At 31.7% G+C, this 11,997-nt stretch carries 10 protein-coding genes; 6 read left to right on the top strand and 4 right to left on the bottom strand.

From position 1 onward, the window contains the following. Nucleotides 1-4: 4 nt before the first annotated feature. Both MW871_RS07215 and MW871_RS07210 read right to left on the bottom strand, forming a co-directional pair. Nucleotides 5-1,876, bottom strand: coding sequence for an LTA synthase family protein (locus MW871_RS07215; protein WP_248428083.1), 1,872 nt, complete (start codon nucleotides 1,874-1,876; stop codon nucleotides 5-7). Nucleotides 1,877-1,907: 31 nt separating this feature from the next. Beyond that, a complete protein-coding gene (locus MW871_RS07210; RefSeq protein WP_188049802.1) occupies nucleotides 1,908-2,723 on the bottom strand; it encodes a 2,3,4,5-tetrahydropyridine-2,6-dicarboxylate N-succinyltransferase in 816 nt (271 codons plus the stop codon). Nucleotides 2,724-2,919: 196 nt separating this feature from the next. On the opposite strand from MW871_RS07210, the gene ruvX reads away from it, so the two are divergent. Both ruvX and MW871_RS07200 read left to right on the top strand, forming a co-directional pair. After that, on the top strand, nucleotides 2,920-3,336 hold the full coding sequence (gene ruvX / locus MW871_RS07205; RefSeq protein WP_188049803.1) for a Holliday junction resolvase RuvX: 417 nt from the start codon (nucleotides 2,920-2,922) through the stop codon (nucleotides 3,334-3,336). Nucleotides 3,337-3,452: 116 nt separating this feature from the next. Further along, a complete protein-coding gene (locus tag MW871_RS07200) occupies nucleotides 3,453-4,952 on the top strand; it encodes a malate:quinone oxidoreductase (protein ID WP_248428082.1) in 1,500 nt (499 codons plus the stop codon). Nucleotides 4,953-5,023: 71 nt separating this feature from the next. Here the strand turns inward: MW871_RS07200 and MW871_RS07195 are convergent, their stop codons facing one another. Beyond that, a complete protein-coding gene (locus tag MW871_RS07195) occupies nucleotides 5,024-7,243 on the bottom strand; it encodes an FUSC family protein (protein WP_248428081.1) in 2,220 nt (739 codons plus the stop codon). 192 nt (nucleotides 7,244-7,435) lie between these two features. On the opposite strand from MW871_RS07195, the gene def reads away from it, so the two are divergent. The 4 genes from def to MW871_RS07175 all read left to right on the top strand — a co-directional run bounded on the left by def (nucleotide 7,436) and on the right by MW871_RS07175 (nucleotide 11,234). Then, complete coding sequence (gene def, locus MW871_RS07190; RefSeq protein ID WP_188049806.1) at nucleotides 7,436-8,023, top strand: peptide deformylase; 588 nt, start codon at nucleotides 7,436-7,438, stop codon at nucleotides 8,021-8,023. Between the two features lie 85 nt (nucleotides 8,024-8,108). Next, nucleotides 8,109-8,597, top strand: a complete 489-nt coding sequence (locus MW871_RS07185) for a DUF5606 family protein (RefSeq protein ID WP_248428080.1) — start codon at nucleotides 8,109-8,111, stop codon at nucleotides 8,595-8,597. Nucleotides 8,598-8,677: 80 nt separating this feature from the next. Beyond that, a complete protein-coding gene (gene mazG, locus MW871_RS07180; RefSeq protein ID WP_248428079.1) occupies nucleotides 8,678-9,460 on the top strand; it encodes a nucleoside triphosphate pyrophosphohydrolase in 783 nt (260 codons plus the stop codon). Nucleotides 9,461-9,785: 325 nt separating this feature from the next. Continuing rightward, nucleotides 9,786-11,234, top strand: coding sequence for an APC family permease (locus MW871_RS07175; protein WP_248428078.1), 1,449 nt, complete (start codon nucleotides 9,786-9,788; stop codon nucleotides 11,232-11,234). A gap of 1 nt (nucleotide 11,235) precedes the next feature. Here the strand turns inward: MW871_RS07175 and MW871_RS07170 are convergent, their stop codons facing one another. Beyond that, the gene (locus MW871_RS07170) at nucleotides 11,236-11,922 is read right to left on the bottom strand and encodes a Crp/Fnr family transcriptional regulator (protein ID WP_188049810.1); all 687 of its coding nucleotides are present in this window, start codon (nucleotides 11,920-11,922) and stop codon (nucleotides 11,236-11,238) included. Between the last annotated feature and the right edge of the window lie 75 nt (nucleotides 11,923-11,997).

The raw sequence follows: 11,997 nt of genomic DNA, 5'->3' as shown, positions 1-11,997 counted from the left end.
TGATTTATTTTTTTAATGTAAGTTCATTTTTGATTATACGTTCGTTAAAACTCTGAACATACGCTTTGATAAATCGTTCCATTTCCGCTGCTTTTGCTGGATTGGTTTTTAATAAATTATTTTTTAATAATTCATCATTTTTGAAATTGTAAAGTCCCAATGATTTTTTTCCGTCAAAAGCCAAGTAGAAATCTCCTGAAATATAGTGATAGATATTGTCCAAATAATAAACCACAAAATCTTTATCAGATTGATATGATTTTCCAAAAGTAACCATCTTAGCATCGATATTTAGATATTCTAATATGGAAGGCATTACATCTATCTGTTGCAAATTTTTACTGTTTTTTCCAACTAAAGTAGGATTGGAAGGATCGAAAAATAAAATGGGGATTCTAAATTTCCCAACATTAGTTTTAAATTTTGCTTGTTTGGGTTCTGAAGAAGTATGATCGGCTACGATTACAAATAAAGTGTTTTTATACCAATCTTGTTTAGAAGCAGTTTCAAAAAAGCGCTTTAAAGCAAAATCAGAATAAGCTATACTTTCCTGAATTTTCGTATTTCCTTTTGGGAATTTTCCTTTATATTTTTCTGGAATTATATAAGGATTGTGTGATGAAATTGTAAATAAAGTGGTGAAAAATGGTTGTTTGAATTGTGATAATTTTCTAGAAAAATATTGTAAAAACTCCTCGTCAAAAATTCCCCATCTGCCATCAAAAGATTCAGGTCCTTCATATTGATCTTTTCCATAATAAGCATCAAAACCAGCCACTTTACAGTATTGGTCAAAATTTTGGCTTCCATTAAATGCACCATGAAAAAAGGAGGTTTGATAACCGTTATCCTTCATTATTTTGGGCAAACCATATACTTCATTAATGGCATAACTTGAAGTAATCAGCGAATTATTCATCAAACTAGGAACGCTTGATAACGTAGAAGGAACAGCATCTATAGAAAGTTTACCATTGGCAAAACCGTTTTCAAAAAACATTGATTTTTCAATTAAGGAATCTAAAAAAGGAGTTTGTCCGCATTGTAGATTTTCTCTACCAAAGCTTTCTAAGATTAAAATGACAACATTTTTTTTAGTTGGTTTTCCCGAAGTTTTAGTTACTGTAATTGGATTGAATATGGTATTTAATTCTTTTTCGGAATAGAACTTAGGAGATTCTAATGTTTCCTTTTTACCGATTGTTTTTAAGATACAAAAAGGGGTATTCAGTACAATTGCGGACTGATTGATAGAGCCGTAATTAACAGCATCAACGATTTTTAATGGTTTTTTTTGAAAACCACCACGTCCTATTACAAATACAGTGGCTAAGAATAAAAGGAATAATCCACTTTGTTTTAACGATTGAAGTTTGCTTGAACTTGTTTCAGTAACCATTTTTAAATTAGGAATTGCTTTCCAAAAAAGGAATGCCAAAACAATTGCTAATAAAGGCAAATACCAGAATTCAACTAAAAATGAAAAGAGTAATCCACCAATCTCATTTTCCATTCCAGTTGCTGTAATCATTCCAAATGTACTGCGTCTTCCTGTAAATTTATAATATTCGAAATCAACAAAATTGGTTAATATGAAAATTAAGTTTACAGTAAAAAAGGCGATTTTTAATCCTTTTTGATAATTAGGTCTGTATTTAAAATTCCCAGGTAACAGGTGCATTACGGCAAAGATCAGATTGATGTAAGCAATTGCCGATAAGTCAAAATGAATGCCGCCTAAAAATCCTTTAAAAGAGATACTTTCAAAAGCATTGCGATTAAAGAAGTAAAATAAAAACCTACAAATTTGATAAACAAAAAGTACTACTAAAAAACGTTTGAAAAAAAGTTTTACACTTTGAAGATAATTTTGCATTGGTAAATTTGTAGATTTTTATTAGAAATTATTATACTGCAACGTCATATTCGCGCAACGCATTATTTAATGATGTTTTTAAATCAGTAGAAGGTTTACGAGTTCCGATAATTAAAGCACATGGTACTTGAAACTCTCCAGCAGCAAATTTTTTTGTATAACTTCCTGGAATAACTACTGACCGAGCAGGAACAAAACCTTTCATCTCAATAGGTTCTTCACCAGTTACATCAATGATTTTTGTAGATGCTGTAAGGCAAACATTAGCGCCAAGAACTGCTTCTTTACCAACATGAACACCTTCGACAACGATACAACGAGATCCAATAAAAGCGCCATCTTCAATAATAACAGGAGCAGCTTGTAAGGGTTCAAGAACACCACCAATTCCTACACCACCACTTAAGTGTACGTTTTTACCAATTTGCGCACAACTTCCTACTGTAGCCCAGGTATCTACCATAGTTCCTTCGTCAACATAAGCACCAATATTTACGTAGCTTGGCATTAAAATAACACCGCTAGAGATATAAGCGCCATAACGAGCAACAGCATTTGGTACAACACGAATTCCTTTTTCAGCGTAACCTCTTTTTAGTAACATTTTATCATGGTACTCAAAAATACCAGATTCCCAAGTTTCCATTTTTTGAATAGGGAAATACATTACTACCGCTTTTTTTACCCATTCGTTTACTTGCCATCCTTCGGCAACAGGTTCAGCAACACGCAACTTTCCAGTATCTAGTAGCTCAATAACTGATCTAATTGCATCAGTTGTTTCTTTTTCTTGTAACAAAGCACGGTTTTCCCAAGCTTGTTCTATGATTGTTTGTAATGGATTCATTTTTTTGAAATTTTTGTACAAATATAAATGGATTTTTTAGAAAACTTGATGCTTTTTGCAATAGTAACATATTAAATGTTTTTGTTAGATAAACAGAATTACGTTTGAAGTTAAATCCGTAGTAATGCTTGCACTTGCAGGTAGGTATTAATAAATCTGAAAGCTTTACTTATCTTTGCCAATAAACAAATAGCAAATGGCTAGAATTCTTTCTATAGATTACGGACAAAAACGAACTGGAATCGCGGTTACTGACGAAATGCAGATTATTGCTTCTGGATTAACAACAATTCCGAGTGCTACAGCTATTGCCTTTTTAAAAGAGTATTTTTCTAAAGAAAAAGTTGAGGCTGTGCTTATTGGAGAGCCTAAGCAAATGAACGGTATGCCTTCTGAAAGCGCCTCTATGATTAAAGGATTTGTAACACATTTTACCAATCATTTTCCCGATATGAAAGTGGTTAGAGTAGATGAACGATTTACCTCTAAAATGGCTTTTCAATCGATGATTGATAATGGCATGAAAAAAAAACAACGCCAAAATAAAGCATTGATAGATGAAATTTCGGCTACAATAATGCTTCAAGATTATTTGACTCAAAAAAGATTTTAATAAGTTGCTTTATTTTTTTTGGTTCTAAATTTATCCAGCATTTTTTTACTTTTTAACATTAAATTGTTACTTTATTTTTACATATATAAAGTATCTTTGCACTTTAAATTTTTGTTATGTCAGATAAAACCATAAGCACAAATAGTGACGTAGTTCTTATAGGGGCGGGGATTATGAGTGCAACATTAGGATTGATCCTAAAAGAATTACAACCCGATTTAAAAATTGAAATTTACGAGCGATTGGATATTGCGGCTGCTGAAAGTTCAGATGCTTGGAATAATGCTGGTACAGGTCATTCTGCTTTTTGCGAGTTAAATTACACGCCAGAAAACGAAGACAAAAGTATTAGCGCCAAGAAAGCAATCAGTATAGCTGAATCTTTTGAAATTTCGCGACAATTTTGGGCTTATTTAGTTCAAGAAAATAAAGTTTCATCACCCGAAAATTTTATAAAAAGTATTCCTCACATGAGTTTCGTTTGGGGCGATAAAAATGTCGAATATTTGCAAAAAAGATTTGAAGCTTTAAAGCCGAATCCACTTTTTAAAGATATGGTATTCAGTACTGACTTTTCTCAATTAAAAGAATGGATGCCTTTAGTAATGGAAGGTCGAAAGAATTCTGAGAAAGTAGCTGCTACATCGATGTCTTTGGGTACTGATGTGAATTTTGGAGAATTAACTAGAAATATTTTTGGCTATTTAACTAAATTAGAAGGTGTAACTATTCACTTTCACCATGAAGTTAAAAAGCTGAAACAACTTGAAGATAAGGTTTGGAGAATAAAAATTACTGATTTAGCGACGGGACAAAAACAAAAAGTCTTTTCTAAGTTTGTTTTTATTGGTGCAGGCGGCGGATCTTTACCTTTATTAGAAAAAGCAGATGTTCCTGAAGGAAAAGGGTATGGTGGTTTTCCTGTAAGTGGACAATGGCTAAAATGTATTAATCCTGAAGTAATCGCTAAACATCAAGCAAAAGTTTATGGAAAAGCAAGTGTTGGTGCACCACCAATGTCTGTTCCTCACATTGATTCTCGTATGATAAATGGTGAAAAAGCTTTGTTATTTGGTCCTTTTGCAGGTTTTTCTACTCGATTTTTAAAAAATGGTTCCTACTCCGATTTGCCTTTATCCATAAAGACAGATAACATCATTCCTATGATCGCTGCTGGGATCAAAAACATTCCGCTTACTCGATATTTGATAGAACAAGTTCGACAATCGCCTAAGGATAGAATTGATGCTTTGAAAGAATATGTTCCTACTGCGAAATCTAAAGATTGGGTTTTAGAAAGAGCTGGACAAAGAGTACAAGTAATAAAGAAAGATGAAAAAGAAGGCGGTATCCTTGAGTTTGGTACAGAAGTTATCACTACAGATGATGGCTCTTTATCCGTATTATTAGGGGCTTCGCCTGGCGCTTCAACAGCGGTATCAATAATGATTGATTTGATAGGAAGATGTTTTAAAGAGCAATTTCAAACTCCAGAATGGCAAGAAAAATTAAAAACGATGATTCCCTCTTTTGGACAAAAATTAAACGATAATCCGGAATTACTATTGGAAATTAGAAAAGAAACCGCTTCTGTTTTGAAATTAAAAAATGATTAGGCTTTAAAAAATATTTAAAAAGGCATTAAAATTAGATCTTACTATATCTAAATTTTAATGCCTTTTTTTATTTAACTAGTTTTTAGAATTTTTATTGTTTTTACAATGTTTTCAGATAAATTATTGAGCCAGACGAGCTGTTCAATAACTAATTGTGCTTCTTGCATTTTTAACTGAAAATCTTCTTCTTCATCATTATTTGGAATTCCTTTTTTCATTTCATTTTCTTGAATTTTCTTTAATTCCATAAAATGCATTGCTAATTCTTCCTGCGGAATATTTTCTGAACTGTCTAAATTATTTTCTTTTAAAATAGAAATGGCATATTCTAGACTTTTGGAAACTGTATCTATAACGATGTTAAAAGTTTTAGAGGCAGTAGTGGTCTTATGAGACTGTATGTAAGTTCCCATCGATGCTAACGATGATAATAAGGAATGATTTAGTACTGCTAATTTGTAAACTTGCGGTAATTGTTTTTGTTTTGATTTTGGTTCCTGTGACATTCTTTGAAAAGACGCCATTAAATTCCCCACTTCTATAAAGGCATTTTTTCGAGCTAATCGGTAGGCGGTAGAAAGACTTCCTTTTTCGTTATAGAAAATAGCAATTTGTTTAAGGTATTGTTGATTTGCTTTTATCGCTTTTTCTAAATGGTTTGGGATGTTTAAAAATTCCCATGATGGCCATAAAAAGTGATTAGCTAAGAAAGCTAATGCCGCACCTACAAGAGTATCAAGTATTCTATACTGCACCAAGTCGCTAATGTTTGGGGTTAGGATACCATATACAAATACTACATACATAGTCACAAAAGTGGCGCTAACCCTATAATTTATTTGAGTAAAACTAAAACCCAAAAGAATACAAATTATAGCTAGTATGCTGATAACGAAATTCTCTTTGACAATATACAGGATGCCAAATGCAATCAATCCGCCAAGAATTGTACCTATTAATCGTTGAAAAGAGCGTTCTTTTGTTAAACCATAACTTGGTCTTAGAATTACAATTATCGTCAATAAAATCCAATATACATTTTGAAACGGTAAAAATATACCCAAAATAAATCCAAACATTAAGGTAATAGTAAGCCGTAAGGAATGTCTAAAGATAGTAGAGGAGAAGCTTAGGTTTTGGGTCAAAGTACTCAGCGGATAATATTGTGGAGTTAAGAATTTTTCTAAATCCTTGTCAATTCCTTTAAAATCAAGTTTGTTTGAGGTGAGAGAAAAAGCTCTTTCGATAATTTTTATTTTTTCGACTTGTTTTTCTGCATATTGTAGCATCGTAGTTAGCATTAAAACGCCTTCTGAAGCTGCTATTTTTCCTAAATCTTTCTCATAGATTGTGATTGCGTGTTGTAGCGCATTCAGATCCTTCAATAAGTTATATTTCGAAACATATACTTTTCTTTTCTTGACACTTTTTGATAGTTTTTTTAAACTAGCCGCAAGATTATAGGCTAATTTTTGATAGGTAAGTAAGAGTTCAGGCTGATCATCAAACTTTTGATGTAATTTTTCGTGGTCAAATGATGTAGATAAGGATAGTTCAAGTATTTCTACCAAAGATATAAAAACCAGTAACATTTTGCGGTTTTGATTGGATGATCCATTTACGGTAGAGTTGCTGATGATAAATTCTCTTATGTTTTGATGAATAGTATTCAATTCAACCTGAAGGTGTAATTGTTTTTCTATTATCAATTTTTTGTCCGTATTTGTATTCCACAAATCACCGCGAAGTTTTAAATATTTAGAAGATAATTTGATACATTCTGCAATTTGTAATTCAATATAGCGGTGGGGTCTGATATAATGAAATACAAGAGAAACTATCAGGTAAAACAAACCACCAGCTAAAATTAGACCAGCATGTTCTATCATTGCCCAACCAGTTGAAATATTTGAGAACGCTAAGGATACGGTAACTAGACCAGAAAACGAAACCATCGTACCTCTTTGCCCATAAACAGAAATCATCGACAACAAGAAAATGAGTAAAGTTAAAAAAGGATAAAAAATCCAAGGGTAAGGATGTACAATATTGATAATCAAATTAATGCTAGCTACTAAAAAAGCAGTAAAAACAATACCTTTCATTTTATGTTTTAAGCTACTAGGAATGTCGCTAGGATAAGTAAAAAAAGCACCAATTGCCATTGCAAAGCCCATTCCGAATTTTCCTAAATAAGTGAATACTATCACAGGAATTACAGCAGCTATTGTTACTTTCATAGCATTTGTAAAATAGGTACTGTCTGTAAATTTTTGAATTTTGTATAACATAGCATCGTGTTATAACAAAGGTAAGATTTGTATGAATTATACAAAGGATTAACCCAATTCTTTTGTCTCAAATTGTTAATATTAGGTAATAATTAATAGATGATTATTCATTGTCTATTTTTTTGCTATTTTTGCAAACTGAATAAAAAGCATATTCGCTTATTTTGTCAGATAATATTTAATACAACACGAATGATTGTACCGATTATAGGATATGGTGATCCAGTTTTAAGAAAAACAGGAGAAATAGTTACACCAGAACATCCAAATTTAAAAGAGATTATAGCTAATATGTACGAGACGATGTACAATGCTTATGGTGTTGGACTTGCAGCACCTCAGATCGGTTTAGCACTTCGTTTATTTGTAATAGACACAACTCCTTTTAGTGATGATGAAGAACTAGATGATGCGGCACAAAAAAAACTTCAAGGCTTTAAGAAAACTTTTATCAATGCAAAAATGATTAAAGAAGAAGGTGTAGAATGGAGTTTTAATGAAGGATGTTTAAGCATTCCTGATGTAAGAGAAGATGTTTATAGAAATCCAACTATTACGATTGAATATTGTGAAGAGGATTTTGTTATGAAAACCGAAGTATTTGATGGTTTAATTGCTAGAGTAATTCAACACGAATACGATCATATCGAAGGAATTTTGTTTACAGATAAAATCTCTACATTAAAAAAACGTTTGATTCAAAAGAAATTAAAAAATATTTTGGAAGGAAAAACATTTCAAGATTACCGAATGAAATTTTTTGGTAAAAAAGGAAGGTAAAAAAAGAGTAAGCTTCTATTGGTACGATTCTTGGTTATAAACAAAAAAATAATAAGTCAAATTCTTAATAATAATTACAAAAAAAATGAATTTAGAAAAAATATTAGCAATTTCTGGGAAACCAGGTTTATATGTATTGCAAGTTCAAACTCGTACTGGGTTTGTAGCAGAATCATTAGTGGATGGAAAAAAAATCACTGTGAATTTGAAAAGTAATGTAAGTTTATTATCTGAAATTTCTATTTACACTTACGAAGGTGAAAAGCCATTATCTGAAATTATGCAAAAAATTGCGGATAAAGAAAATAAAGGACAAGCGATTTCTCATAAAGAGGACAATACAACTTTAACGACTTACTTTAAAGAAATTTTGCCTGATTATGATGAAGAAAGAGTGTATCCATCAGATATTAAAAAAGTTTTGAACTGGTACAACATGCTTCAAGCAAAAGGATTAATTATTGATACAGTAGTAGTTCCTACAGTTGCTGAAGAAGCAGTTGCTGAATTAGAGGAAGCTCCAGTTGCAGAGGCTAAAGTTTCACCAAAGAAACAAAAAGCTACAAAAGAGTAATTTTATTTTAAAATGTTATTTAATCCTGTTCAGTTCTATTTCTGAACAGGATTTTTTTATTTTTACCAAAAATATTTCTCATGAATTCAAGACAAACTCAATTAGAAGCTTTCGGAAGATTATTAGACATCATGGATGATTTGCGTGCAAAATGTCCGTGGGATAAAAAGCAAACTATGCAAAGCTTACGTCATCTTACTATTGAAGAAATTTACGAATTAGGCGATGCAATTTTAGATAATGATTTAAACGAGGTAAAAAAAGAGTTAGGAGATGTCTTGCTGCATTTGGTTTTTTATTCTAAAATTGGAAGTGAAACAAACGACTTTGATATAGCGGATGTATGTAATGAAATCTGTGAGAAATTAATTCATCGTCATCCGCACATTTACAGTGATGTAGTTGTGAAAGATGAAGAAGAAGTAAAACAAAATTGGGAAAAACTAAAGCTAAAAGAAGGTAAAAAATCAGTTTTAGAAGGTGTTCCTAAAAGTTTACCTGCATTAGTTAAAGCAAGTAGGATTCAAGATAAAGTGAAAGGAGTAGGCTTTGATTGGGAAGAATCACATCAGGTTTGGGATAAAGTGCAAGAAGAATTAGCTGAATTACAAGTTGAGGTTGATGCTGGTGATCAAGATAAAATTGAAGCAGAATTTGGAGATGTTTTATTTTCGATGATTAATTACGCTAGATTTCTTAAAGTAAATCCAGAAGATGCATTAGAGCGTACTAATAAAAAGTTTATAAAAAGATTTCAGTACTTAGAAAGTAAAGCAGACGAACTAGGAAAACCACTAATGGACATGACTTTGGCTGAAATGGATGTTTTTTGGGAAGAAGCAAAGCGACTTCCTAAAAAATAGGAATTGAAAATCTATGATTTTCAAATATTCAAATTTTGGGAAGAAGCAAAGCGACTTCCTAAAAAATAGGAATTGAAAATCTATGATTTTCAAATATTCAAATTTTGGGAAGAAGCAAAGCGTCTTCCTAAAAAATAGGAATTGAAAATCTGTGATTTTCAAATATTCAAATTTTGGGAAGAAGCAAAGCGACTTCCTAAAAAATAGGAATTGAAAATCTATGATTTTCAAATATTCAAACTTTAGGAAGAAGCTAATAATTTATATTTTTCAGAATTTAAAGGATCAAATTAAACCATTATACTATTCATAATTAAACAGATCAATGCCAGAAAATAAAACTGAATTAAAACGTTCTTTAGGATTAATAGATGCCACGAGTTTAGTTGCAGGATCAATGATAGGTTCTGGGATTTTTATTGTTACTTCAGCGATGGCGAGAGATATTGGATCTGCTGCTTGGTTATTAGTAATTTGGATAGTGACCGGATTAATAACAGTTGCTGCGGCGCTGAGTTATGGCGAATTAGCAGGAATGATGCCGAATGCAGGAGGACAATTTGTCTACATTCAGCGTGCTTACGGAAGACTCGTTTCTTTTCTTTACGGATGGACTGTTTTTACAGTAATTCAAACAGGAGTAATTGCGGCTATTGCTGTGACGTTTGCTAATTATGCAGCAATTTTCTTTCCTGTTTTAGATAAAACTCTTTTTACTATAGGAGGCAATTTTATTATTTCTTACCAAAAAGTTTTAGCGGTTTTTAGTATTGTACTCTTAACATTTATTAATACAAAAGGAGTAGAAAGTGGTAAAAGAGTTCAATTGGTTTTTACTTCTGCAAAATTAATTGCTCTGTTTGCCTTAATACTTTTAGGTTTGTATGTAGGTTTACAAACATCTGTTTTATCGGATAACTTTACCAATATGTGGGAGGCTAGTAAAACAGTTGTTAATGCAGATGGAACTATTACGGTAACCAAACTTGCAGGAATGGCGCTGTTAGGAGCTGCTGGAGCTACAATAATTAATTCTCTTTTTTCTAGTGATGCATGGAATAATGTGACATTTATTGCAGGAGAAATTAAAGAACCTAAAAAAAATATTCCTAGAAGTTTGTTTTTAGGAACTTTAATAGTTACCGTTATTTATGTTTTAGCCAATCTAGCTTATTTGGCTTTATTGCCGATGCAAGGAGCCCCGGGTATTGCCAATATAAGCAGTAGCGGAATTATGTTTGCTAGTAATGATAGAGTTGGTGCAGCTGCTGCAAGTATGATTATGGGTAATATAGGTGTTTTTGTAATGGCAGGATTAATTATGGTTTCAACTTTTGGTTGCAATAGCGGATTAATCCTTTCAGGCGGAAGATTGTTTTTTGCAATGGCAAAAGATGGGCTTTTTTTTAAGCAAGCTACCCAACTTAATAAAAATCAAGTTCCTGCAAAAGCTTTATGGGTACAATGTATTTGGGCTTGTGTATTATGTATTTCAGGTAAGTTTGGTGATTTATTAACTTACGCTACTTTTGCTTCCTTGTTATTTTATATTTTAACAATTCTAGGTGTTTTCATTCTTAGAAAAAAAGAACCAAATACCCCTAGACCGTACAAAGCATTTGGTTATCCTGTAATTCCAGCAATTTATATAGTAGTAACAATAGGAATATGTATGACTTTATTGATTTATGATACTTTTAATACAGGACTTGGGTTATTTATAGTAGCACTAGGAATTCCAGTTTATTATTTCACTATGGATAGAAAAGAGTAAATTAAACAGTTCTACTTATTTTTTTTAATTTGTTAATATCTTTTAAGACTATTTTTTTACCTGTTAATTCTATAAGCTCTAATTTATTAAAATCAGATAGTAAGCGAATACAGCTTTCAGTTGCCGTACCAATCATACTAGCTAATTCGTCTCTAGAAAGTTGAACTTTTAAAGAATTATCTTCATTTTTGCCAAAAGTATCATGAAGGTAAAGCAGTACTTCTGCTAATCTTTCTTTGACTGTTTTTTGAGCTATGTTTACCATGTGATCATCTGCGTCTTTCAAATCGCCACAAATTGATTTCATAACATTCATAGAAAACTGATTGTTTTTGTCAAAGAAACCCATTACTTCTGTTTTTGGAATAAAACAAACATGCATATCTTCTAAGGCAACAGCACTTAGATTTACCGGTTCTTCACTAATCATAGAGCGTTGACCCAATAACTCTCCTTTACTTACTAATTTTACAATATGATCTTTTCCATTTGCACTAAGTTTAGTTAGTTTGCAAATACCATCTTTAATGCAATAAATACCATTTACATTTTCTCCTTCTTCAAATATAACGTCCCCTTTCTTTATAACATGGGTAGTCTTGCAATCCGAAATTTTAAGTAATTCGTCTTTGGTAAGTGCCTTTAAGGAGCTAAATTCTCTAACGATACATTGTTCACATTTACTCATAGTATAACTGGGGTGTTTAACAGCGCAAATTTAGACATTTATATGACAAATATCATTTTTTAACGGAATCAATTT

This window comes from Flavobacterium pygoscelis (genome assembly GCF_023162025.1).
Classification (GTDB): domain Bacteria; phylum Bacteroidota; class Bacteroidia; order Flavobacteriales; family Flavobacteriaceae; genus Flavobacterium; species Flavobacterium pygoscelis.
Note: the sequence above shows the minus strand (reverse complement) of the source record. Positions and strands in the feature narration are given on the sequence as shown.

Bases quoted from the DNA above. Each gene is read 5' to 3' on its own strand.
- MW871_RS07215 (WP_248428083.1), bottom strand. From the start codon at position 1,876: ATGCAAAATTATCTTCAAAGTGTAAAACTTTTTTTCAAACGTTTTTTA.
- MW871_RS07210 (WP_188049802.1), bottom strand. From the start codon at position 2,723: ATGAATCCATTACAAACAATCATAGAACAAGCTTGGGAAAACCGTGCT.
- ruvX (WP_188049803.1), top strand. From the start codon at position 2,920: ATGGCTAGAATTCTTTCTATAGATTACGGACAAAAACGAACTGGAATC.
- MW871_RS07200 (WP_248428082.1), top strand. From the start codon at position 3,453: ATGTCAGATAAAACCATAAGCACAAATAGTGACGTAGTTCTTATAGGG.
- MW871_RS07195 (WP_248428081.1), bottom strand. From the start codon at position 7,243: ATGTTATACAAAATTCAAAAATTTACAGACAGTACCTATTTTACAAAT.
- def (WP_188049806.1), top strand. From the start codon at position 7,436: ATGATTGTACCGATTATAGGATATGGTGATCCAGTTTTAAGAAAAACA.
- MW871_RS07185 (WP_248428080.1), top strand. From the start codon at position 8,109: ATGAATTTAGAAAAAATATTAGCAATTTCTGGGAAACCAGGTTTATAT.
- mazG (WP_248428079.1), top strand. From the start codon at position 8,678: ATGAATTCAAGACAAACTCAATTAGAAGCTTTCGGAAGATTATTAGAC.
- MW871_RS07175 (WP_248428078.1), top strand. From the start codon at position 9,786: ATGCCAGAAAATAAAACTGAATTAAAACGTTCTTTAGGATTAATAGAT.
- MW871_RS07170 (WP_188049810.1), bottom strand. From the start codon at position 11,922: ATGAGTAAATGTGAACAATGTATCGTTAGAGAATTTAGCTCCTTAAAG.